The following is a 23,489-nucleotide window of genomic DNA, read 5'->3' on the forward strand; positions in this document are numbered from 1 at the left end:
TCATTCTATATCGCGACCTTCATATGTCGGAGATGGACGGTCGATCGGCACCTCGAAGGTCGCCCAGTCGCCCGCCTCGCTGGGCCGGGGTGGCGGGCCGGCAATGCTTTCCGGCTCCCCCGCGGCATGGGTCCGGCGGCGATGCAGATGGACCTTGGCGATCATGTTGGCCGAGATCGGCGCCGTGACGAACAGAAACAGCGAGATCAGCAGCTCATGCGCGGTCCATATGCCAAGCCGTGCCTGGAAATAGACAACCGAGGCGATGAGCAATGCGCCAAGCCCCAGCGTCGTCGCTTTGGTCGGCCCGTGCAGCCGCTCCATGGTCGACGGCAGACGCACCAGTCCCCAACTGCCGATCAGGGCAAATCCGGCGCCTAGGATCAGCAGGATGGTGACGGCGATATCGGCGATGACGCTCATTCGACGATGTCCCCGCGCAGGATGAACTTGCAATAGGCGATGGTGCTGACGAACCCGACCATGGCGAGCAGCAGCGCGGCTTCGAAATAGGTGTCGTTGCCACCGATCATGCCGATCAGCACGATCAGCGCGATGGCGTTGATGACCATCGTGTCGAGCGCGACGATCCGGTCGCCCAGTGCCGGCCCACGCACCAGCCGCCATAGGTTGAGCAGCAACGCCAGCGCGATGCCGCCGGCCGCAAGATGAAGGGCGATGGCGATCATGCGAAAATCCGTTGCAGGCGGGCTTCGTAGCGGGACTTGATCCGTGCGACCTCGGCGGCTTCATCCGCGACGTCGAGCGCATGGATCAGCAGGTAACGCCCATCCGCCGATACGTCGGACGATACGGTGCCGGGCGTCAGGCTGATCGTACCTGCCAGCATCGTGATCGCCTCGGGCGTGGACAGGTCGACCGGCACCACCAGCCAGCGCGCGCGCAGGTCCCGGTTGCGCCGGAACAGGATCAGCCAGGCGACCTGGAAATTGGCGACGACGATGTCGAACAGCACGATCGCCAGATAGCCCAGAAAGGCGCGGCCAAAGCGCATCCGGGGCCGGTCGGGCCAGAAGGGCTGGGTGAACTTCGGCAGGATCAGCGCGAAGATGCCGCCCAGCACGACACCCCCGACGGTAATGGTGTTCGCCATCAACAGCCAGACGATCAGCAGCATCGCCGACAGACCAGGGTGCGGCAGCAGGCGTTTCATCAGCGCGCTCCCAGGATCGCGGTGACATAGCGGTTGGGGGCCATGATCTGCGCGGCGGCGGCACGGGTCTGCGCCGTCATCCATCCGGCGGCGACCGTCAGTATCGCCAGCAGGGCAAGCAGTATGGCGGGGGCTATGAACTCGGCGCGCGATCGGATGCTGCCGGCAATGGCGTCGGCCTCCGGCGGGGCGGCTTTCCAAAACAGGGTCGAGCCGCTGCGCGAGAAGCCGATCACGCCGACCCATGTACTCGCCAGGATCGCCGCCCAGATCACCGGCCATCCCGGCACGGCAAAGCTGGCGTCGAGGATCAGCAGCTTGCCGACGAACCCGGCGAGCGGCGGCAGCCCGACTGCCGCGACGGCCGCGATCAGGTAGAGCAGGCCCGCCGCGTCCTGCCCGGCGAAGCGCGGGCTCGGTACGACCGCGTCGGCATATTGGCCACGCCGCCGTATCGTCACGTCGGCGACCAGAAACAGCGCCGCTCCGGCCAGCACCGCCTGCACCATGTAATAGAGCGCGGCGGCCAGCGTCGCTTCCCGCCACAGCGACACCGGCATCAGCAGCGTTCCGGTCGAGGCCAGCACCGCAAATGCCGCCTGCTCACGCATTCCGCGTGCGACCAGCACGCCGACAAAGCCGATGGCTGCACCCAGGCTCGCGGCGGGCAGCAGCCACGGCGCGGGCACCCAAGCCGCTGCACCCGCCTGCGCGCCGAAGATCAGCGGCACGGTACGGATCATCGCATAGATGCCGACCTTGGTCATGATCGCGAACAGCGCCGCGACCACCGGCATCGTCGCGGCGTAGGTGCGCGGCAGCCAAAGATGGATCGGCACCACCGCAGCCTTCAGCGCGAACACCGTCAGCAACAACAGCCCGGCGATGCGGAGCAGCCCCTGATCCGCCGGCCCGAGGCGTGCGACCTTCACCGCCAGATCCGCCATGTTGAGCGTCGCCGTCAGACCATAGAGCAGCCCTAGCGCGATCAGGAACAGCGCCGATCCGACAATATTGACCACGACATAGGCCACGCCTGCCTTCAGCCGCAGCGCGCCCTGTCCGTGCAGCATCAGCCCGTAGGAGGCGATCAGCAACACCTCGAAGAACACGAACAGATTGAACAGGTCGCCGGTCAGGAACGCGCCGTTCAGCCCCATGAGCTGGAAATGAAACAGCGGATGGAAATGCCATCCCCGCCGGTCCGCGCCGGTGACGACGGCATGGGCCAGCACCACGCTTCCCAGCACCGCCGACAGCACCAGCATCGTCGCAGCCAGCCGGTCGAGCATCAGGACGATGCCGAACGGCGCGGGCCAGTCCCCCAGCGCATAGCTGCGGATCGCATCGTCCTGTGCCATCACGAACAGCGCGATGCTTGCCACCAGCATCGCCATGCAGCCACCCAGCGACAGGGCGAGCGCGACCCCGCGGTGGCGGCGCATCAGCAGCAGGGTGACCGGCGCGATCAGGGCCGGCATGACGATGGGCGCGGTCATCAGGTGATCGAGCAGCATCATGCGACATCCTCGGGCTCGGCAAGGCCATCGACCTGATCCGATCCGCTTTCAAGGAAGCTGCGCAGGCTGAGGATGACGGTCAACGCGGTCATGCCGAAGGTAATGACGATCGCCGTCAGCACCAGCGCCTGGGGCAGCGGATCGGCATGGGCGGTCACACCCTTGGCCCATAGCGGGGGCCGGTCAACGATCAGCCGCCCGATCGCGAACAGGAACAGGTTCACCGCATAGGATAGCAGGGTCAGTCCCAGTACGACCTGAAAGGTGCGACCGCGCAAGCCGAGGTAAATGCCCCCCGCGACCAGAATCGCGATGGCCGAGGCGACCAGAAACTCCAGGCTCATGGCCGTTCCTCCCCGTCATGCTTGGCGGCGCGCTGCGCGACATGGGCGAGCTGCGCCAGCGCCATCATTACCGCGCCGACCACGACACAGGCGACGCCCAGATCGAAGAACATCGCCGTCGCGAGCTCAAACTCACCGATCAGCGGCAGATGGACATGACCGAAACTGCTCGTCAGGAACGGCGCGCCGAATGGCAGCGAGCCAAGCCCCGTGGCGGTGGCAACCAACACACCGAAGCCGATCAGCTGATGCTCGCCGAACTTGCGACGGTCGTCGGTCCAGTCGAATCCAGACGCCAGATATTGCAGCAGGATGGCAATGGAGAAGACCAGCGCCGCGATGAACCCGCCCCCCGGCTGGTTATGCCCGCGCAGGAATATGTAGAGCCCGATTAGCAGCGCCAGCGGCAACAGCAGCCGCGTTGCCATCACGAACATCATCGGGTGCCGCTCGGGCGAGAAGCGGTTCGTTGACCGCCACGCGCGCAGACGCCGCCCCGCCACTCCGCGTGCAGCGGGTTCGAGCAGCGCAAAGATGGTCAGACCCGCAATGCCCAGAACGGTGATCTCCCCCAGCGTGTCGAACCCGCGGAAGTCGACCAATGTGACGTTGACGACATTGGTGCCGCCTCCGCCCGAATAGCTGTTGTCCCAATGGAAGCGCGAGATACCGGGCTGCTCCGGTCGGGTCATGATTGCCCAGGCGAGCCAGCCGGTGCCGAGACCGCCCATTATCGCGATCACCGCGTCGCGGACACGGCGCGGCACGTTCGACAGGCGCGGCGGATGGCCCGGCAGCAGGTGGAGCGCCAACAGCATCAGCAGGATCGTCACCACCTCCACCGCGATCTGGGTGAGCGCGAGGTCGGGGGCGGAGAGGTGGATAAAGGCCAGCGCCATGACCAGCCCGATCACGCTGATGAAGACCAGCGCAAGGTAGCGCCGCCGATCGACGATAATGACCGCCACCGTCGCCACGATCAGCGCCGCCCAGGCGACGATCGCGACGGGGGAGGCGGGAGTCGTCGCGCGCGATCCGGCGGCTATGCCGAACCGCCAGCCGGCTTCCCCGCCCAGCGCCAGCGCGACGATGACCAGGACAAGCAGATAGCGTTGCAGCGAGGCGGTGTGGATGATGCCCGACAGGTGACGCAATCCGCCGATGGCGGCGGTCATGGTCCGGTCGAACAGGCGTTTGGCATCGGGCGACGGCAGGCGCGCCACCAAGGCCGCAACACTCCGGTAGCGCCACAGCAGCAGGACCGCCGCCGCCACCGCGCCCAGGCTCATGAACAACGCCGGATTAACGCCATGCCATAGCGCGAGATGCAGCTCCGGCCGGGCGCCGCCGGTCACCGCCGCGCTGGCCGCTTCGATCAACAGGCCCGCCAACGCCATTGGGAACAGCCCGAGCGCCAGCGCGATCGCCGCGAGTATCGCGGGCGGCGCGAGCAACCACGCACCCGGATCGTGCGGCGCGGCAATCTCTCCGGTGCGCCGGTGGCCGAAATGCAGCGCTACCGCATGGCGCAGCGAATAGGCGGCCGAGAGCATCGCCGCGATCGTCGCCAGAACGGGCACCAACATCGTCTGCCCCGCCGATGCAATATGGACGCTCTGCTCGAGCATCATCTCCTTGGAGATGAACCCGCCCAGCGGCGGCAGCCCCGCCATGGCCGCGGCCGCCAGCACGCCCAGCGTCGCGGTCAGCGGCATGATGGCGGCCAGACCGCCCAGCCGCCGGATGTCGCGCGTGCCGGTCTCATGGTCGATGATGCCCGCATGCATGAACAGCGCCGCCTTGAACGCGGCATGGTTGAGGATGTGGAAGACCGCCGCCGTCACCGCCGCACCGGTTCCGAAGCCGAGCAGCATGACCATCAACCCCAACTGGCTGATCGTCGAATAGGCCAGGATCGCCTTCAGGTCGTGGCGGAACAGCGCCACCCCCGCGCCGAACAGCATCGTCGTCAGCCCGATCGGCACCACGATGCCGAACCACAGATCGCTTCCGGCCAGCACCGGCCACAGCCGTGCGAGCAGGAACACACCCGCCTTCACCATCGTCGCGGAATGAAGATAAGCGCTGACCGGGGTCGGCGCGGCCATCGCGTGCGGCAGCCAGAAATGAAACGGAAACTGCGCCGACTTGGTAAAGGCCCCCGCCAGGATCAGGATCAGGATCGCGGGATAGAGCGGCGAGGCCTGGATCGGTTCGGCGCGCGACAGGATGGTCGCCAGATCGTAACTGCCTGCCGCCTTGCCCAGCAGGACGAGCCCCGCGATCAGCGCCAGCCCGCCGCCGCCGGTGATGGTCAACGCCATCCGTGCACCCTGCCGCGCCTCGCTCCGGTCCCGCCAGAAACCGATCAGCAGGAAGGAGGCGAGACTGGTCATTTCCCAGAACACCAGCATCAGCAGCACATTGCCGGACAGCGCGATGCCGATCATGGCGCCCTGGAACAGCATCAGGAAGGACAGGAACCGCGCGCTGGGTTCGTCCTTGCCCAGATAGCCTTGCGCATAGATGACGACGAGCAGCCCGATGCCAAGGATCAACCCCGCGAACAACAGCGCCAGCGGATCGAGCCACAGGCTGAAATCGAGGCCCAGCGCCGGTATCCAGGCCAGCCGCAGGGTCGGCGTCCGGCCCGACAGGGTCGCGCTGGCCTGGGTCAGCAGCACGGCCAGTCCGCCCGCGCTACAGCTTCCGGCGATCAGCACATGGATGGACCGCGATGCGCGGCGGGACATCATCAACAGGATGGCCGCGACGAACGGCAGACAGGTCAGGGTCAGCAGCGGCACCGGCATTCCCCCTCCTGCATCAGGGTGTCACGGCGGCGAGCAAGGGACAGGAATAGGCGATCGGGCAAGCCGATACTCCGGGCATAAGAGTTCGCCGTTGGCGGCCCGACCAACGTGAGAACCTGCCCGCGTCAATTTTCGCGAACACCCATGGCACCTATGGCACAGGCGACGGAAGGATCACAAGCCGTCCGGGGCCGCCAGAGGTATCAGCGCTCCTTGCGTTCGACCCGGGCCTCGGCCAAGCGCCAGCGCTCCAGTTGGGTCAGTACGTCATTGGCGATCTGGCTCGTCGAAAAGCCGGTCAAGTCGCGAAAGCCCGCCTCGCCATTGGTCTGCGCCGCCAGCAGCCAAGCCAAGCTGCGGCGCCCCTCCGGCGCTTCCAGCGCGGTATAGGCGGCCAGCGGGCGCGATCGGGGCGACAGCCGATAGACGAAGGGGCGGCCGTCCGACGCAGTGATGGTGAGTTCGACCGAATCCTCGCCGCTTTCCAGCCTGCTTGCCGTCCAGCCCTCTTTCTCCATCGCCTCCTGCACCGATTGCAACGCAGGTTCGCCCTGCGAGCGGATCTGCTCGACAATGTCGGCGCGGCGCGCAGGCACCAGAAGTCGCTTGATCCGCTCGCTCATCGCCGGGCCATCGCCCGACAGCGTGACCCCCGCCAGATCGGCATTGGTCTGCCGGACCAGGCCTACCGCCAGCAGCAGCATGATGAAGCAGAAGGGAAGGGCGGCGAGCAGGGTGGCGGACTGCAGCGCGCCCAATCCTCCTGCCACCAGCAACAGCGTTGCCGTGGCTCCCAGCAAAACGCACCAATACATGCGCTGCCAGCGCGGCGTTTCCTCCGCCCCGCCCGAGGCCAGCGTGTCGATCACCAGAGCGCCGGAATCGGCCGACGTCACGAAGAACACCGCGACCAGGAGGATCGCCAGCGTCGAGGTAACGCTCGCGGCGGGCAGATATTCGAGGAACTTGAACAGCGCGGTGGACAGGTTCGCCTGCACGGCGTCGGCGATACCGCCGGCCGCTCCGCCGAGATCGAGCGAGATCGCGGTATTGCCGAACACCGTCATCCACAGGAAGGTGAAGGCGGTCGGCACGAACAGCACGCCGATGACGAATTCGCGGATCGTCCGCCCGCGCGAGATGCGCGCGATGAACATGCCGACGAACGGCGACCAGGCGATCCACCATGCCCAGTAGAACAGCGTCCAGTCCGCCATCCAGGCGCGCGGCTCATAGGCATAGAGGGTGAAGGTGCGCTTGACGAAATGGTCGAGATACAGGCCGAAATTCTGCACCAGCGCGCGCAGCAGGAACAGGGTCGGGCCGACCGCCATCACGAACAGCATCAACAGGACGGCAAGGACCAGGTTCAGTTCGGACAGGCGGCGGATACCGCGATCCGCGCCGCTTAGAACCGACAGGGTCGCCGCGCCCATGACCAGCACGATGACGATGATCTTCATGGTGATCGTGTCGGGCAGGCCATATTCATAGGCGAGGCCCGCCGTCATCTGCGACACGCCGAAGCCCAGCGAGGTCGATACGCCGAACACGGTGCCGCACACCGCGAAAATGTCGATCGCGTCGCCCAGCGGGCCGTCGATCCGCTTGCCTAGGATCGGCGACAGGCCGGATCGCAGCGTCAGCGGCATGTCCTTGCGATAGGTGAAATAGGCCAGGCTCAGGCCGACCAGCGCGTAGATCGCCCAGGCATGGACGCCATAATGGTGAAAGGTGATCGCCATCGCCTCGCGCGCGGCCAGGATCGTGCCGGGGTCGACATCGGGCGGCGCGATGTAGTGCTGGATCGGCTCGGCCACCGCGAAATACATCAGCCCGATGCCCATGCCCGCCGCGAACAACATGGCCAGCCACGACAGATAGGGAAAGTCCGGCTCGGCGTCGTCCGGCCCCAGCTTCAGCTTGCCCGCAGGCCCGAAGCCGAGCGCCAACACGACGATCAGGAACACCGCGACCGCCGAGATATAGAACCAGCCGAACGTGTCGATCGCCCAGGCCTGCGCCGCCTTGAACGCGGCATCGGCGGTGCCCGGCATGGCCAGCGTCGTCACCAGCAGCAGCGCGATGATCCCGGAGGCGCCCCAGAAGACGCGCGGGTTGATCTCACTCTTCATCATATCAACAGGTTAGCATCGGCGGGCCGGAATGGCGAATGTGGCGTCGGAAGGTGGGGGCATTTTGTTGCTCCACAGCTGGTGATGCAGTTGCGACAATTCGGTCGTGTCGCGCTTGCTGGTCAGTTCGCCCAAGGCACGATCGAGCGCATCGCGGGCCTCGGCGCGGCAATCGGGGCGGGCGCGCGCCTCGATCACGGCCAGGGCGGCGAGCGCCTTTTGCAGGCGGACACCGACCTCGATCGTGGTCGCACCGTCGCGGGCGAGCGGGCGGAACATGTCCTCGATCATGTCGGCAAAGGCGAAGGGCGGCACGATCACCCCGGCGGGCGGCGTCCATCCCGGCTCGGGGCAATGCCGCAGGACGGCGGCGAGCACCCGTGTCCCGGCCTCGATCACCGCAATGGCGGTGCCGGGATCGTTGACCGCCGGGGACAGCGCGCGCGCTGCGATCTCACCCAGCACCACCAGTCCGAACCGGGGATCGTGATCGAAGGCACGGTGATGCTCGATGGTGAAGGCGTCCCTGATCCGGCACGCCGCCTGCTCGTCGACGGGAGCGCGCGCCCAGGCCAGCGGCCGTGCCGGGTCGACCAACAGGCCCGGCAGGCCGACCAGATGGATGTCGCACCCGATCGATGCCGCGACCTCCCCGACTTGGGCGAGATCGACATGGGTGATGCGACCGATATCGGTGTGATGGATCAGGCTTGCCCCGTCTGGGACGGACGGTTCCTCGGCAGGGCCGAAGCGCGGCGGCTGCACCATCGCGTGGACGGCGGCGATGGCGGCGCGCTCCACCCGGTCGATCGTGTCGGACACCCGGCCGAAACGGGCGATATGCTGGATCCAGCGCAGGAACGTCACCACGATCAGCGCGATGACCAAGATGGTCCCCGCATAGAGGATGACCCGTCCAGTCTCTCCGTAAATGCCGGTCGACAGCGCGATGATACCGACGATCGCGAACAGGAAACTGCCCAGGAAGGTCGCCAGCGCGTTCTGTGACGTGCTGTCGTCGATCAGCAACTGGACGGCGCGCGGCGTGATGCTGTTCGTCGCGCCCGAATAGGCCTGCACCATCGCAGTCAGCGCAAAAGTCGTGACGGCCAGCATCGAGGACGCCAGCAGGTTGAGGATTCCGTCGACCGACTTCGACCCGACCTTGGCTGCAAAGCTGTAGGAGATCATATGCCCGGCCAGCGCACTAGCCAACGCAAGCGCCACGGCAAAGACGCAGAACAGCGCTGCCCGAAACCACATGCGTCGCGTGACCAGCCGCAACGCCCACTGCCAACGCCTCATGCGGGCCTTCTGGGGTCGGCGTTCAGGGGGTGTCCGAAAGATGTCCGGAAAGGAATGCGGGCGAACATGCCGCCCATAACGACCGGCGCGGCAAATCGAGCCACGGCCATGCGGATGGATGTTTCCCGCGATGTTGGCCGGCTTAACCGGCTAGTATGATTATTCATTTATCCGACTTCCCCACGACATACAGGGTTCGGGGGAGTGATAATGCGACATTGGGGGTGGCTGCTGGCATCGACGGCGGCTCTGGCGGTTACGGGTACGGCATCGGCGCAGGGGCTACGCTCCGTGGCGCCCGCGCCGAAGGACAAGGCGGACGATAAAAAGGCCGACGCCGAATCGCCCAAGAACGGGGACATCGTCGTTACCGCCACGCGGCGCTCACAACGGCTGTCGAGCGTGCCGATCGCGGTCAGCGCCTATGGCACCGTCGCGCTGCAGAATTCGGGGGCGACCGACATCCGCCAGATGACCCAGCTCGCTCCGTCGCTGCTGGTCAGTTCGACCGGCTCGGAAGCGAACGCCACGGCACGGATTCGCGGCATCGGCACGGTCGGGGACAATCCCGGCTTGGAAAGCTCGGTCGCCGTCTTCATCGATGGTGTGTATCGCAGCCGCACCGGTTCGGGCCTGAACGACCTGGGTGAGGTGGAGCGAATCGAGGTGCTGCGCGGGCCGCAGGGTACGCTGTCGGGGCGCAATTCCTCGGCGGGCGCGATCAGCATCTACACCAAATATCCCCAGTTCAAATATGGCGGCTATGGTGAGGTCAGCTACGGCAATTACAACGCCGTGCGCGTCGCGGGCGCGGTCACCGGGCCGGTGATCGGCGATACGCTCGCCTTTCGGGTCGACGGCGTCTATGCCAAGCGCGACGGCTTCCTGTATGATGTCGTCAACAACACCGACTATAACGACCGCAACCGCGTATTCGTGCGCGGCCAGCTGTTCTGGAAACCGAGCGACGATTTCTCGGTCCGCCTGATCGGCGACTATACCCACCGCGACGAAAAGTGCTGCGGCGCGGTCTATATCGATACGCGGGAAAAGATCGATCCGACGCCCGGCGTACCGGGCGATGCGGCGATCAATCCACAGAACCGCATCGTCAACATCCTGCGCAACCTGGGCGGCCTCCTGCCCAGCCAGGGCGATCCCTATAACCGCAAGATCGCGCAGACGCCGGGGCACGCCTATTCCAACGTCACCGAGGATTATGGCGTGTCGGCCCGCGTCGGCTGGGACATCGGCAAGGTCCAGCTGATCTCCATCTCCGCATACCGCGAATATAAGGCGGGCGGTGCGGGCGATGTCGATTACAGCAATGTCGACATCATCGATCGGCCCGACAACGGCCGCGCCTATCGCCAGTTCAAGACCTTCACGCAGGAAACGCGCCTCAGCGGCTCGATCCTGAACAACCGGCTCGACTGGCTGGTCGGCGGCTATTTCGCACATGAAGACCTTCAGGTGTCGGACAATCTGATCTTCGGCTCGCAATATGGCGCCTTTGCCGCGTGCCGCGTCGTCGCGTCGATCAATCCGACGGCGGCGTTGCAGAACCCGGCCAATCCGGGCTGCCTCAGCGGGGCGGGGCGCGCGGTCCTGACCGGTGCGCTGGGACCGACGCTGATCGGGACGATCGACCGGCTGAGCACGATCAACAATGTCGGCGCGCTGCGCGATCTTTATGATCAGACCAGCACCAACTATGCCTTTTTCACGCACAATATCTATCGCCTGACCGATACGCTGAGCCTGACGGGCGGTCTGCGCTACACCAACGAGCGCAAGAAATTGCGCGGGAGCTTCGAGAACAACAACACCGCCTGCCCGGTGCAGCAAGCCGCGCTTCGCCCGTTCTTGCAGAGCGGCAACCCGACGCTGGCGAACCTGGCCGGGGGCATCATCACGCTGAGCTGCAACGGCAATTCCTCGTCCGCGCTTAACGGGCTACCGCTCTCCGACTCGATCAGCGAGGGGCAGTTCACCGGCACCGCCGTCGTGTCGTGGAAGCCGGTGCCCAGCACGTTGGTCTATGGCTCCTATGCGCGCGGCTACAAGGCGGGTGGCTATAATCTCGAACGGTCGGACCTGACCCCGAATGTGTATGGGACGCCGACGGCGGCATCGGTGACCAATTTGCGCTTCGATCCCGAAACGGTGAACGCCTATGAGCTGGGCGTGAAGTTCACCTCGCGCAGCTTCACGCTGAACGCCGCCGCCTTCCGCTCGGAGTTCAAGAACTTCCAGCTGAACACCTTCAACGGCACCGGCTATATCGTCCAGAATATCAGCGCGTGCAGCAGCGATCTGGGCGGTGCCGATCGTGACGACTCACCCAATAGCGGCCGATGCACCGGCAAGGTGAAGGCGGGCGTGGTGACGCAAGGTGTCGAACTGGAGGCGGGCCTGTTCCCCGTGCCCGACGTCACCGTCAATCTGGGTTATACCTATGCCCACACCAACTACGCGCGGAACCTGGTCGGCAGCGATGCGGGCGAGCCACTCAGCAACGCGCTGTTCCTGCTGCCCGGCAGCATGATGTCGAACGCACCGCGCCATGTCGTGACCTCCTCGGCCAGCTGGACGCCGCAGATCGCGGGCACGGGCATGACCGCGCTCTTCTATGTCGATGGCCGCCTGACCAGCGACTATAACACCGGCTCGGACCTGTTCGTCGAGAAGAAGCAGGACGGCTTTTTCCTGATGAATGCGCGCATCGGCCTGCACGGCAAGGACCAGCGCTGGGCGCTGGAATTCTGGGGCCAGAACATCCTCAACACCAACTATCAGCAGGTCGCCTTCAACATGCCGTTCCAGGGTTCGGGCAGCCTGTCGCAGGTGCAGCGTTTCGGTGCGCCCAATTATGCCACCGCGAACGCGCTGTTCGGATCCTATCTGGCGGAGCCGCGCACCTATGGCCTGACGCTGCGGACGCGCTGGTGACGGAGATTTGCGCTGGGTGATTGGCGCGCCCGGAGGGATTCGAACCCCCGACCGAGGAGGTAGAAGCTCCTTGCTCTATCCAACTGAGCTACGGACGCGCGGATGGCGGTGTCCCTAGCGTGGTTTGCGTGGGTTGGGAATGGCGATAAATGTCGGTCCGCTTGGTGAAAGGATCGGCATGAGCGTGGAACGGGTGGTGGCGAACCGGGAGATGGGAAGCGGAGCTTTCCGCTGGTTCGACTTCGTCATGGCGGCCTTCGTCACCATCCTTCTGCTGTCCAACGTCATCGGCGCGGGCAAGGTCGCGGTCATCACCCTGCCGGTCGTCGGGCAGTGGCCGTTCGGAGCGGGCATCCTGTTTTTCCCGCTCAGCTATGTCATCGGCGACGTGTTGACCGAGGTCTATGGCTATGCCCGTGCGCGCCGCGTGATCTGGGCGGGGACGGCGGCGGTGCTGTTCATGGCATTCATGAGCTTTGTCGTCGTCGCGCTTCCCCCCGCGCCGAGCTGGACCAACCAGGCCGCCTATGAGGTAATTTTCGGACAGGTGCCGCGCATCGTGCTGGCCAGCGTCTGCGCCTTTTGGGCAGGTGAGTTCGCCAACGCCTATGTCATGGCGCGGATGAAGGTTTGGACCAGCGGGCGGCATCTGTGGTCGCGGACCATCGGCTCGACGCTGGTGGGGCAGGGGGTGGACAGCCTGATTTTCTACCCACTCGCCTTCTGGGGGGCAGTGGGCTGGACGCCGCATCTGGTGGTCGTGGTGCTGTTCACCCAATGGGCGCTGAAGGTGGGCTGGGAGGTGTTGCTGACGCCGGTGACGTATCTGGTCGTCGGCTTTCTGAAGCGTGCCGAGGGGGTGGACGTTTTCGATGAGGGGACCGACTTTTCACCGTTCCGGGCGCGGGTTTGAGCGGGGTTTTGGTTTGCGCGAAGCCGCGATGAAGCGAAGAGTTTAAAGAGGATTTGGTCGCGCGGAGGCGCGGAGGGCGCAGAGAGGTCGTACGCAGCGTCAGCTACATGCTTCTCTACAAGCCATAGTAGGCGGGAGGCCGCCTCCAAACGCGAGACACCTCTGCGTCCTCCGCGCCTCCGCGCGAACCAGCCTTCTTCGCGTCATCGCGGCTTCGCGTGAACTAATATGAAAAAGGGAGGCGAGTTGCCTCGCCTCCCCCTAAGTCATTCCATGGCCTTCGACTTCGCGCAGGCTGAACGCCGGGTGGGAGTCAGGCCCCCACCATCTCCAGCAGACCTTCGAACAACCGGCGGCCATGATCGCCGCCATGGGCGGTTTCGATGCGGCGTTCGGGGTGGGGCATCATGCCCAGCACGTTGCGCTTCTCGTTCAGCACGCCGGCGATGCTCCGCGCCGACCCGTTGACGTCCTCGGCATAGCGGAACGCCACGCGGCCTTCGCCTTCCAGGCGGTCGAGCGTCTCGGCATCGGCGAAGTAATTGCCGTCATGATGCGCAACCGGAATGCGGATCTTCTCGCCCTGTTCGTACAGGCGGGTGAAGGCGCTATCGGTGTTGGCGACCTCCAGATCGACGTCGCGGCACACGAAGTTGAGCGAGCGGTTGCGCATCAGCGCGCCGGGCAGCAGCCCGGTTTCGGCCAGCACCTGGAAGCCGTTGCACACGCCGAACACCGGCGTGCCCTTGTTTGCTGAGTCCACGACCGCGCGCATGATCGGCGACCGTGCCGCGATCGCGCCGCAGCGGAGGTAATCGCCGTAGGAAAAGCCGCCCGGCACGCCGATCAGCCCCAGCCCCTCGGGCAGTTCGCTGTCGCCGTGCCAGACCATGGCCGGCTTGACGCCCGTCACCGCCTCCAGCGCGACGGCGAGGTCGCGGTCGCAGTTCGAGCCCGGAAAGACGATGACTGCGGTCTTCATCAGGCGCGCTCCACCCGGTAATTTTCGATCACGGTGTTGGCGAGCAGCTGGCGGCACATCTCGTCGATCTGCGCGTCGGTCGTCTCGTCGGCGACCTGCATCTCGATCAGCTTGCCCGCGCGGACGTCGTCGACGCCCGCAAAGCCCAGGCTGCCCAGCGCGTGCTGGATCGCCTTGCCCTGCGGGTCGAGCACGCCGGGCTTCAGGGTGACGAAAATCTTCAGCTTCATTACTTGCCCCGGCTCTTGCGGTGTTCTTCCAGATCGAGGACGGCGGTGTCGCCCCCCTCGGGCAGCAGGCCCAGACGGCGCGCCACTTCCTGATAGGCTTCCACCTCGCCGCCCAGGTCGCGACGGAAGCGGTCCTTGTCCAGCTTCTCGTTGGTGGTCATGTCCCATAGGCGGCAGCCATCGGGGCTGATCTCATCGGCCAGGATGATGCGACCGAAGTCGTTGTCCCAGATGCGACCGAATTCCAGCTTGAAGTCGACCAGGCGGATGCCGATCGCGGCGAACATGCCCGACAGGAAGTCGTTCACGCGGATCGCCAGATCGGCGATGTCGTGCATCTCTTCCTGGCTGGCCCAGCCGAAGCAGGCGATATGCTCGTCGGTGACCATCGGGTCGCCCAGCGCATCGTCCTTGTAATAATATTCGATGATCGTGCGGGGCAGCTTCACGCCCTCTTCGATACCCAGCCGCTTGGACAGCGAGCCCGCCGCGACGTTGCGCACCACGACCTCGATCGGGACGATCTCGACCTGGCGGATCAGCTGCTCGCGCATGTTCAGGCGGCGGATGAAGTGGGTCGGCACGCCGATATGGTCGAGCATGGTGAAGACATGCTCGGAGATACGGTTGTTCAGCACGCCCTTGCCGTTGATCGTGCCCTTTTTCTGGGCATTGAACGCGGTGGCGTCGTCCTTGAAATACTGGATCAGCGTGCCAGGCTCAGGGCCTTCGTACAGGATCTTGGCCTTGCCTTCGTAGATTTGGCGGCGGCGAGCCATGCGGCGGTCCCCTGAAATGAGTACAGCCCCGGCGCCCCCATGCTGAGGCCCGAGGCGGGATGGCGCGGGCTATAATGGATGGGGCGGACGGGCGCAATGGAGCTGGGCGTGGTACGTCGCCCCTTGCGGGGTAAGGCGAAACAAAATGAAGCGGGCGTAATTTTCGCTCCATGATGAATAATGCTTTGATGAAAGATTAAAGAACGGTAAGGTCGAAAGTAAAAGAAACCCATCCGAAAGTTCAAGGGTTATGACTATGCTTGCAAAGGAGGTAGTCATGAACAAGCTGATGATCGGTGTTGTTGGTGGGGCTCTGATGTTGACGGCGGGCGCTGCCGTGGCGCGGCCGGTGCACATGGCGCATCAGCCCCAGATCTGGGAACAGGCGCGTGTCCCGCTCGCCAATGGCATGGAGGCGATTGCGGTGGTGAAGAACGGTAACGCCGAGCGCACCGTCGCCTGCCGCGATACCGCCGACATACTCGCCACCTTCCGTCCCGAGGTCGTCGCCTTCCAGCCGGTTCGCGGACCGCATGGCAAGGTGAAGACCGACGAGGATGTCGCCGGGGTCGAAACCTTCACCCCCGTCGCCTTCCAGAACTGCACGGTGGCCGCCGGCGATCACTTCCAGCAGGATGTGGCCCAGGCCCAGGCGAACCAGGCCTGATCCGGGCTCTTCCGCCGGGATTGAAGCGGGCGCGATCCCCATCGCGCCCGCTTTGTCCTATTCGATCGCGCGCCGTTCTTGATTTGATCCGCCCGATTGCTCCTTTTGTGCGGCCTTGCTAGAAGCTCGGCCTCCATGGCGATCGATCTCCGCGACAATCCTCCCGTCGGCATATTGGATGCCCCCTTCGACAGCGCGCTGTCCGAGCGGTATCTCGTCTATGCGCTGTCCACGATCACCGCGCGCTCGCTGCCCGATGTGCGCGACGGGTTGAAGCCCGTGCACCGGCGGCTGCTCTGGGCGATGCGCCTGCTCAAGCTCGATCCGGCCTCGGGCTATAAGAAGTGCGCGCGCGTCGTCGGCGACGTGATCGGTAAATACCACCCGCATGGCGATCAGTCGGTCTATGACGCGATGGTCCGCCTCGCCCAGGATTTCGCGCTGCGCTATCCGCTGGTCGACGGGCAGGGCAATTTCGGCAATATCGACGGCGATAACGCCGCCGCCTATCGTTACACCGAGGCGCGGCTGACCCAGGTCGCGATCGACCTGATGGACGGGCTGGACGAGGACGCCGTCGCCTATCGCCCGACCTATAATGGCGAGGAGCAGGAGCCGGAACTCTTCCCCGGCCTGTTCCCCAATCTGCTGGCGAACGGGGCGAGCGGCATCGCGGTCGGCATGGCGACGAGCATCCCGCCGCACAATGCCGCTGAACTGCTGGAGGCCGCGATCCTGCTGGTCGATCGGCCCGATGCCGATGACGATGCGATCCTGGCGCTGGTCAAGGGGCCGGACTTTCCGACCGGCGGCCTGGTCGTCGATGCGCCCGCGATCTTGCGCGAAAGCTATACCACGGGGCGTGGCGGTTTCCGCGTTCGCGCGCGCTGGGAGATCGAGCGGGAGAAGGGCGGCGGCTGGCAGATCGTCATCAGCGAAATCCCCTATGGCGTCGCCAAGGGCAAGCTGATCGAACAGATCGCCACGCTCATCAACGACAAGAAGCTGCCGATTTTGGCGGATGTCCGCGACGAATCGGATGCGCAGGTCCGCATCGTTCTGGAGCCGCGCAGCCGCACCGTCGATCCGCAGGTGCTGATGGACGGGCTGTTCCGCTTCTCCGATCTGGAGACGCGGGTCAGCCTGAACCTCAACGTGCTCGACAAGGACCGCACCCCGCGCGTCATGAGCTTGCGCGAGGCGCTGGCCGCCTGGGTCGAGCATCAGTTCGTCGTGCTGCGCCGCCGGTCCGAGCATCGGCTGGCCAAGATCGCCGACCGGATCGAGCTGCTCGACGGTTATCTCGTCGCCTATCTGAACCTCGACCGGGTGATCGAGATCATCCGCACCGAGGACGAGCCCAAGGCGGTGATGATCGCCGAATTCCGCCTGACCGATCGGCAGGCCGAGGCGATCCTCAACATGCGGCTGCGTAGCTTGCGCCGCCTGGAGGAGTTCGAGATTCGCGGCGAGCGCGATAAGCTCGACAAGGAGCGCGAACAGCTGACCCTGTTGCTCGGCTCCGAACAGCGTCAGCGGACGCGGATGAAGAAGGATCTGGGCAAGATCCGCGACCGTTATGGCCTGGAGACCGCGCTGGGTGCGCGCCGCACGCTGATCGAGGAAGCTGCGCCGACCCGCGACATACCTTTGGAGGCGATGATCGAGCGCGAGCCGATCACCGTCATCCTGTCGCAGCGCGGCTGGATCCGGGCGATGAAGGGCCATGTCGACCTGGCATCGGCCGATACCGCCAAGTTCAAGGAAGGGGACGGCCCCGCCTTCGCCTTCCATGCGCAGACCACCGACAAGCTGCTCTTGGCGGCGGCGAACGGGCGATTCTTCACGCTGGCGGCGGACAAGCTGCCCGGCGGGCGCGGTTTCGGCGAGCCGGTGCGTGCGATGATCGACCTGGATGGTTCGATCGGGATCGTCGGTTTCCTGCCCGCGAGCCGCAGCCCCAAGCTGCTGGTCGCCGCATCGGACGGGCGCGGCTTCATCGTGCCCGCCGCCGACACCATCGCCGAGACGCGCAAGGGCAAGACGGTGCTGACCCCGCGCGCGGGCGCGACGCTGAAGGTCGTGCGGCCGGTGGGCGCCGAGGACGATTATGTCGCGGCGATCGGCGACAACCGCAAGCTGCTGGTCTTCCCGCTGACCGAGTTCGTCGAGCTGTCACGCGGCACCGGCGTCCAGCTGCAACGCTATCGCGACGGCGGGCTGTCGGATGCGACCACCTTTGTCTTCAAGGACGGCCTCAGCTGGACGATGGGTGGCGAGAGCGGGCGTGTCCGCACCGAACCGGACCTGTCGGCCTGGCGGACCGCGCGCGGCGCGGCGGGACGGATGCCGCCGACCGGCTTCCCCCGCGACAATCGCTTCGATTAGGGCAATAGGTGATCTGAGTGCTGCCCTCTCTCTGGGGGCTTCGCGCAGCATGGTGGCGGGAGGTTCATAGGTAATGGGGCCTGGCATCGTCGCCACCGGGAAATTCTTCCCCAGCCCCGCACGCGCCCTTTATCGTTCACGCGGTGCTGCAGAAAAGCTGCGGGACGCGCCACCGAACATTGCCTCGACGTGAGGAGCGAAATAGGGGGCTGCAATCCTTTGGTAACACGAATTTTAGGGGCTCTTAACGTTCGTCAGTTAGTCGGGTGAACGATGGCAACGAAGGCTCATCCGACGCAGCCCTTTTCGAACCGCAATTTCGGGTCGCTGACGTCGTGCGCCATCAACATCATGGCCATCCCGGCGGCGGAGATACTGATTGCCCAGGGCACGCCCGCCGTGGTCGCCACGAATGACGCCTATCGCCGCGCAGCGCTGAACGACTCGCGGACTCAGGCCGTTTTGCTGGCCGAAGTCGCCAAGCGAATCGACAGCTTCCTGTCGTCGAGCCAGGCGTCGATCGAATTCCCGCTGGCCGTCGGGGACGTCATCGACTGCCGCTATTTCCATGCGACGCTGACTCGCGCGGCCGAGGGGCACGGCGACGGCTGCGTGCTGATGCTGGTCGATCATACCGCGCAGCACCATACCGAGCGCAGCCTGCGTCGCGAGATGACGACCGACAGCCTGACCGGGCTGCCCAATCGGCAGGGTTTCGGCGATCTGATCGAGGCGATGATGGCCAATGGCCAGCGCCATGCGGTGCTGGTGATCGACCTGAACCGATTCAGCCGCCTGAACGCCTGTATGGGCTCGCTGGTCGCCGACGAGTTGCTCATCACGGTCGCCCGCCGTTTGAAAGGGGCATTGCGGTCGCGCGACTCGATCGGGCGGATCGGCGGTAACGAGTTCGGCATCCTCATGATGATCGACGGCAGCGAGGACGAGGCACACATCCTGGCCGACCGGATCGACCGGGCCTTGCGCGCACCGTTCCGCCTGACCGATTACGAGGTCAACGTGGAGGCATCGGTGGGCATCGCCTTCAACGAGGGGCCTGATGGCGATGCCGAGGAACTGATCCGCCACGCCCAGTTCGCCGTCAAGCACGCCAAGGCGGCGGGGCGGACCGAAGTCTATCACCCCCAAGCCTTTACCATTGCCCGCGCGCAATTCGCGATGGAGACCGCGCTGCGCCGCGCGATCGAGCAGGAAGAGCTGCATCTGGCCTATCAGCCCATCTGCGACCTGAGCTCGGGCCGCACGGTCGCCTTCGAGGCGCTGGCGCGGTGGCGCGATGCCGAAGGACGCGAGCATTCGCCGGCCGATTTCATTCCGGTCGCCGAAGAGTCGGGGCTGATCGTGCCGCTGGGCCGCTGGGCCGTCAATCAGGCGCTGGCCCAGCTGGCGACATGGGACCGAATGGCGGGCGGGCATTGCGATGTGCGCATGTCGGTCAATGTTTCGGCGATCCAGTTACAGCGCGACGATATCCCCGCGCTCATCGAAGCGGCGCTGGCCAAGGTGGGCGTCGCGGGTGAGCGGCTGGTCCTCGAGCTGACCGAGAGCGCGATCGTCGGGGATCCCGATCGGGTCAGCGCGATCATGAAGGCGCTGAAGACGCTGGGGACGACCATCGCGATGGATGATTTCGGCACCGGCTATTCCAATCTCGCCTATCTGCAGAAACTGCCGATCGACATCTTGAAGATCGACCGCAGCTTCGTCCTGGGGATGCTGGCCGACCGCGACAAGATCGCGATCGTCCGCGCGATCCTGGGGCTGGCGCAGGCGCTGGGGATGAAGACCACCGCCGAGGGAATCGAGACGGTCGAGCTGGGCCAGACACTCGCCGCGCTGGGATGCAGCCATGGCCAGGGCTATTATTATGCCCGCCCGCTCGAACCGGCGGCGGCTTGGGCGATGATCGCCAATCAGGCCTGAGACACCACCTCGTCGGCGATGTCGCCGACCCGTTCGACATCCGGGAAATCCTCGGCAATCCACCGGGTTTCGATCATGCGGAGCAGCCGTGCCACCTCCGGCCCCTTGCCGATTCCGCGTTCGACCAGCGCGCCGCCGGTCAGCGGCAATAGGGGCGGCGTCCAGTCGCGAATCGCCTCGATCGATTCGCCCGCCAGCAACAGCCGGTCGATCGCGCTCGTCACGCCCACGCGATAGGCGAGCGCGCGAGGTCCTTCGTCGCCCGGCCCGGCGGTCGCGGCGATCAGGCGCTTGCGATCCGTATTGGACAGTTTCAGCCGCGCCCCGACATTCTCCGCCGCTTCCGCGGGCATCAATGCAGCGAGTCGGCGGATCGCGTCGGGGGCCATGCCCGCCGCCGCCTCGCTTTCGGCGAGCCGGGTCAGCCGCTCCACGCCGTCCGCGTCGATTTCGGGGATGACCGCGCGGAAGATGCCGTGCTCGACCATCAGCGCGACCACCGAGACGGCGCGCGACGCGACCAACAATTTCAGCAGCTCGGCGGCGATCCGCTCCCGTGACAGCGCCATCAGGTCATTGGCGCGCGCGGCACAAGCGGCCAACCCCGCCTCATCTACCGCATGGCCGAACCGCGCGTGGAAACGGAAGAAGCGCAGGATGCGTAAGTGATCCTCCGCGATCCGCTGCAACGGGTCGCCGATAAAGCGCACGCGCCCGGCTTTCAGGTCGTCCAACCCGCCGAAATAGTCGAACAATTCGCCGGTCGTCGGATCGGCGTAGAGCGCGTTCATCGTGAAGTCGCGCCGCGCTGCATCCTCGCGCCAGTCATCGGTAAAGGCGACGACGGCATGGCGACCGTCGGTCGACACGTCACGGCGAAGAGTCGTGACCTCGACCGGGCCGTCGGGCAGGACGGCGGTAATCGTGCCATGCGCGATGCCGGTCGGCACTGGCTTGAACCCGCTGTCGCGCACCCGGCTAATCACGGTTTCAGGCGAAAGCGGCGTCGCCAGGTCGATATCGGCGACTGGCATGCCCAGCAGCATGTCGCGCACCGCGCCCCCGACAAAGCGCGCCTCCAGCCGCTCGGCCAGCGCGATGAGCTCGGCCCGGTTCGCCCAAGGCGCCGTCGCCGGCGTCATGCCGCCCATTGCAGCCGCCGCGACAGGTTGACGATCATCGCTGCGGTCGCGCCCCATATGCGCCGGTCGTTCCATAATATCTCGTAGAAATAGCGGGTCTGCCCGCGCCATGGGGCGCTGACCCGGCGGTGATGGGCAGGGTCGAGGAGAAAGGACAGCGGCACTTCGAACAGGTCGGCCACTTCCGCCTCCGCAGGCGTCAGGGTCAGATCGGGGGGGATCACGCCGACGATCGGCGTCACCTCGAACCCGGTCACAGTGCGATAGCGGTCGGCGAGGCCGACGACCGTGACCTGGGTGGGGGGCAGACCGATCTCTTCTTCCGCCTCGCGCAGCGCGGTCGCGACCAGATCGACGTCGCCGGGGTCGGCGCGTCCGCCCGGAAAGGCGATCTGCCCGGCATGGTTGCGCAGCGTCTCGGTCCGCTGGGTCAGCAACACGCCGGGTTCGGTGCGGTCCGTCACCGGCACCAGCACGGCGGCGGCGGTCGGCGTCGCGGTGATCGCTTGCACCTCGACTCCGTCGCCGGTCAGCAAGTCGGTCGCCGGTATCCGGGCCATCGCCGCTGCCAGCCTTTCGGCCAGCGTCATGCGGCGGGCGAGCTGGTCAGGGGAAAGAAGATGCCGTCGCTCCACACGCCCGGTGCTTCGCCTTCTCCGGCCAGCGCACGTTCGGCCAGTTCGTAATAGACCGGCCGCGCGATCAGCGCCTCCAGACCGTCGCGGACATGCAGATAGGGGCGGGGGCCGTCCTCGCCCTCCACGAAGCGCAGGCCGTGGTTCGGCCCCGCCGCGACGAGATCGCCGGTGTTGAGCTGGAACACCAGGCGACCGTTCGTCCCCTCGCCCTCGGCCTTCAGCGCGGTGGCGACGAAGGGCGCGTCCTCGACCGCGATGTCGAGCTTTTCGACCGGCGTGACTAGGACATGACGGCCATCGGGCTCGCGTCGCAGGATAGTGGAGAACAGCCGCACCATGGCGGGCCGGCTGATCGGGCTGTCCTGATGAAACCAGGTGCCGTCGCGCGCGATCCGCATCTCGCTGTCGCCGCAATGGCTGGGGTTCCATTGCGAAACGGGGGGCAGTTTCTGCGCCTCCATCGCCTGGACGATTTCGGCCAGACTCAGCGCGGACAGATCGGGGGGCGGTGCCATCGGCATGATTTCCCCGAGTTAGGGATGCGGGGCGGACAGGTAAAGACCTGCCGGCGTCAGGCCCGCTCCAGATCGGGGCCGAGCATCCCGGCGAGCGCAGGCACCTCCGGCCCGCGCGCGAGCAGCCGATGCCGCTCGACCGGACCGGGCAGCCGCCACTCGGCGGTACGCTCGGCGGTGAAGCCGAAGAAGCGGCCATAATATTCCGGGTCGCCGATCAGCATCATCGCGCGGTCCAGCCCTGACGCGGCAGCGGCGTCCAGCATGTGGTGAAGCAGTTCCCGCCCGATGCCGCTCTGTTGCCGGTCGGGATCGACCGCGACCGGGCCGACCATGACCATCGGATGCGCGTCGCCGCCGTCGTCGGTCAGCGCGACCGGCCAGCACTGGATCGACCCGATCAGCCGATCCTCCTCGACCGCGGCGAAGCACAGCGAGGCGATCGGCCGCACACTGCCGCGCACCTTATAGGCGGTGCGCGCCTGCCGTCCGGGCGGAAAGGCGCGGTCCAGCAGCGCCTCGACCGCATCGGGGGCGACCGCGTCGAGCGGGACAAGGGCGGTCATCACGGTCAAAAGACGAAGTCCGGTGGCGGGGGAGGGGACGCGCGCCCTTAGCGCGACGGTGGGGGGATGCAAGCTTTCCTTCGGCGCGCGCTCTGCTACAGGCGCAGGGATGGAAGACCGTCTCCAGCTCGAAGTCCACGACCTCGAAGTCCAGGTGCTGACCGGCATCTATTCCGAGGAAACGCACCTGCCGCAGCCGCTGCGCATCTCGCTGACCGTCGATCTCGACTGTCCGGCGCGCTACACGCCCGACAGCCCGCTGACCGAGTCCAAAAATTATCTCGACCTGAAACATGCCGCGACCCAGTTGCCCGAGGGCGTGCATTTCACGCTGATCGAGGGGGTTGCCGACCATATCTGCGACACGCTGTTCCTTCAGGACGCGCGCGTGCGCCGAGTGCAGGTGAAGATCGTGAAGCTGGCCATTGCCGAAGAGGGCGAGGCGATCGGCATCACCCTGGTCCGCCACCGGCGCTGACGCC

The 23,489-nt window shown here is 65.8% G+C and carries 21 protein-coding genes and 1 tRNA gene; 6 read left to right on the forward strand and 16 right to left on the reverse strand.

The genetic code is table 11. From position 1 onward, the window contains the following. The 8 genes from GGR45_RS02605 to GGR45_RS02640 all read right to left on the reverse strand — a co-directional run bounded on the left by GGR45_RS02605 (position 1) and on the right by GGR45_RS02640 (position 9,291). The gene (locus GGR45_RS02605) at positions 1-423 is read right to left on the reverse strand and encodes a Na+/H+ antiporter subunit G (RefSeq protein ID WP_175313962.1); all 423 of its coding nucleotides are present in this window, start codon (positions 421-423) and stop codon (positions 1-3) included. Continuing rightward, positions 420-689, reverse strand: coding sequence for a K+/H+ antiporter subunit F (locus GGR45_RS02610; protein ID WP_175313964.1), 270 nt, complete (start codon positions 687-689; stop codon positions 420-422). Before GGR45_RS02610 ends, GGR45_RS02605 begins: the two co-directional genes overlap by 4 nt. Then, entirely contained in the window at positions 686-1,174 is a 489-nt protein-coding gene (locus tag GGR45_RS02615; protein WP_175313966.1) for a Na+/H+ antiporter subunit E, read from the reverse strand. Before GGR45_RS02615 ends, GGR45_RS02610 begins: the two co-directional genes overlap by 4 nt. Next, positions 1,174-2,691, reverse strand: coding sequence for a monovalent cation/H+ antiporter subunit D (locus tag GGR45_RS02620; RefSeq protein ID WP_246357994.1), 1,518 nt, complete (start codon positions 2,689-2,691; stop codon positions 1,174-1,176). The genes GGR45_RS02615 and GGR45_RS02620 overlap by 1 nt, the downstream gene beginning before the upstream one ends. After that, positions 2,691-3,038, reverse strand: a complete 348-nt coding sequence (locus GGR45_RS02625; RefSeq protein WP_175313970.1) for a Na+/H+ antiporter subunit C — start codon at positions 3,036-3,038, stop codon at positions 2,691-2,693. Before GGR45_RS02625 ends, GGR45_RS02620 begins: the two co-directional genes overlap by 1 nt. Then, positions 3,035-5,851, reverse strand: coding sequence for a monovalent cation/H+ antiporter subunit A (locus tag GGR45_RS02630; RefSeq protein ID WP_175313972.1), 2,817 nt, complete (start codon positions 5,849-5,851; stop codon positions 3,035-3,037). The genes GGR45_RS02625 and GGR45_RS02630 overlap by 4 nt, the downstream gene beginning before the upstream one ends. Positions 5,852-6,054: 203 nt before the next feature. Then, positions 6,055-7,986, reverse strand: coding sequence for a BCCT family transporter (locus tag GGR45_RS02635; protein ID WP_246357995.1), 1,932 nt, complete (start codon positions 7,984-7,986; stop codon positions 6,055-6,057). A gap of 12 nt (positions 7,987-7,998) precedes the next feature. Then, positions 7,999-9,291: a DUF2254 domain-containing protein gene (locus tag GGR45_RS02640; protein WP_246357996.1), complete on the reverse strand. Its 1,293-nt coding sequence runs from the start codon at positions 9,289-9,291 to the stop codon at positions 7,999-8,001. A 210-nt stretch (positions 9,292-9,501) separates the two neighbouring features. On the opposite strand from GGR45_RS02640, the gene GGR45_RS02645 reads away from it, so the two are divergent. Beyond that, positions 9,502-12,243, forward strand: a complete 2,742-nt coding sequence (locus tag GGR45_RS02645) for a TonB-dependent receptor (RefSeq protein WP_175313976.1) — start codon at positions 9,502-9,504, stop codon at positions 12,241-12,243. Between the two features lie 21 nt (positions 12,244-12,264). On the opposite strand, the gene GGR45_RS02650 is transcribed toward GGR45_RS02645, so the two are convergent. Then, positions 12,265-12,341: transfer RNA gene (locus GGR45_RS02650), tRNA-Arg, on the reverse strand. Positions 12,342-12,421: 80 nt separating this feature from the next. Here GGR45_RS02650 and GGR45_RS02655 point away from each other — a divergent pair. Next, positions 12,422-13,156 (forward strand): queuosine precursor transporter, encoded by a 735-nt coding sequence (locus GGR45_RS02655; protein ID WP_175313978.1) that lies wholly within the window; start codon positions 12,422-12,424, stop codon positions 13,154-13,156. Positions 13,157-13,469: 313 nt separating this feature from the next. On the opposite strand, the gene purQ is transcribed toward GGR45_RS02655, so the two are convergent. From purQ to purC, 3 genes are read right to left on the reverse strand one after another with little or no spacing between them, the layout of a single operon-like run. Continuing rightward, positions 13,470-14,138 (reverse strand): phosphoribosylformylglycinamidine synthase subunit PurQ, encoded by a 669-nt coding sequence (gene purQ, locus GGR45_RS02660; protein ID WP_175313980.1) that lies wholly within the window; start codon positions 14,136-14,138, stop codon positions 13,470-13,472. After that, entirely contained in the window at positions 14,138-14,368 is a 231-nt protein-coding gene (gene purS, locus GGR45_RS02665; protein WP_175313981.1) for a phosphoribosylformylglycinamidine synthase subunit PurS, read from the reverse strand. The genes purQ and purS overlap by 1 nt, the downstream gene beginning before the upstream one ends. Further along, positions 14,368-15,147: a phosphoribosylaminoimidazolesuccinocarboxamide synthase gene (gene purC / locus GGR45_RS02670; RefSeq protein WP_007405170.1), complete on the reverse strand. Its 780-nt coding sequence runs from the start codon at positions 15,145-15,147 to the stop codon at positions 14,368-14,370. Before purC ends, purS begins: the two co-directional genes overlap by 1 nt. Positions 15,148-15,424: 277 nt before the next feature. Here purC and GGR45_RS02675 point away from each other — a divergent pair, with 277 nt between their 5' ends. From GGR45_RS02675 to GGR45_RS02685, 3 genes are all read left to right on the forward strand, one after another. Continuing rightward, positions 15,425-15,814, forward strand: a complete 390-nt coding sequence (locus GGR45_RS02675; RefSeq protein ID WP_175313983.1) for a hypothetical protein — start codon at positions 15,425-15,427, stop codon at positions 15,812-15,814. Between the two features lie 135 nt (positions 15,815-15,949). Further along, complete coding sequence (gene parC / locus GGR45_RS02680) at positions 15,950-18,202, forward strand: DNA topoisomerase IV subunit A (protein ID WP_175313985.1); 2,253 nt, start codon at positions 15,950-15,952, stop codon at positions 18,200-18,202. Between the two features lie 273 nt (positions 18,203-18,475). Further along, on the forward strand, positions 18,476-20,146 hold the full coding sequence (locus tag GGR45_RS02685; RefSeq protein ID WP_415640687.1) for a putative bifunctional diguanylate cyclase/phosphodiesterase: 1,671 nt from the start codon (positions 18,476-18,478) through the stop codon (positions 20,144-20,146). Here the strand turns inward: GGR45_RS02685 and GGR45_RS02690 are convergent. From GGR45_RS02690 to GGR45_RS02705, 4 genes are read right to left on the reverse strand one after another with little or no spacing between them, the layout of a single operon-like run. Then, positions 20,137-21,297 (reverse strand): CCA tRNA nucleotidyltransferase, encoded by a 1,161-nt coding sequence (locus GGR45_RS02690; protein WP_175313987.1) that lies wholly within the window; start codon positions 21,295-21,297, stop codon positions 20,137-20,139. The two genes, GGR45_RS02685 and GGR45_RS02690, sit on opposite strands and share 10 nt — an antisense overlap. After that, a complete protein-coding gene (locus tag GGR45_RS02695; RefSeq protein ID WP_175313989.1) occupies positions 21,285-21,878 on the reverse strand; it encodes a CoA pyrophosphatase in 594 nt (197 codons plus the stop codon). The genes GGR45_RS02690 and GGR45_RS02695 overlap by 13 nt, the downstream gene beginning before the upstream one ends. Further along, positions 21,875-22,447, reverse strand: a complete 573-nt coding sequence (locus GGR45_RS02700; RefSeq protein ID WP_175313991.1) for a DUF1285 domain-containing protein — start codon at positions 22,445-22,447, stop codon at positions 21,875-21,877. Before GGR45_RS02700 ends, GGR45_RS02695 begins: the two co-directional genes overlap by 4 nt. Before the next feature lie 50 nt (positions 22,448-22,497). Beyond that, positions 22,498-23,007, reverse strand: a complete 510-nt coding sequence (locus tag GGR45_RS02705; protein WP_175313993.1) for a GNAT family N-acetyltransferase — start codon at positions 23,005-23,007, stop codon at positions 22,498-22,500. Between the two features lie 109 nt (positions 23,008-23,116). Here GGR45_RS02705 and GGR45_RS02710 point away from each other — a divergent pair, with 109 nt between their 5' ends. Beyond that, complete coding sequence (locus GGR45_RS02710; RefSeq protein WP_175313995.1) at positions 23,117-23,485, forward strand: dihydroneopterin aldolase; 369 nt, start codon at positions 23,117-23,119, stop codon at positions 23,483-23,485. Positions 23,486-23,489: the final 4 nt, after the last annotated feature.

It is taken from the genome of Sphingomonas zeae (assembly GCF_014197135.1).
GTDB classification, from domain to species: domain Bacteria; phylum Pseudomonadota; class Alphaproteobacteria; order Sphingomonadales; family Sphingomonadaceae; genus Sphingomonas; species Sphingomonas zeae.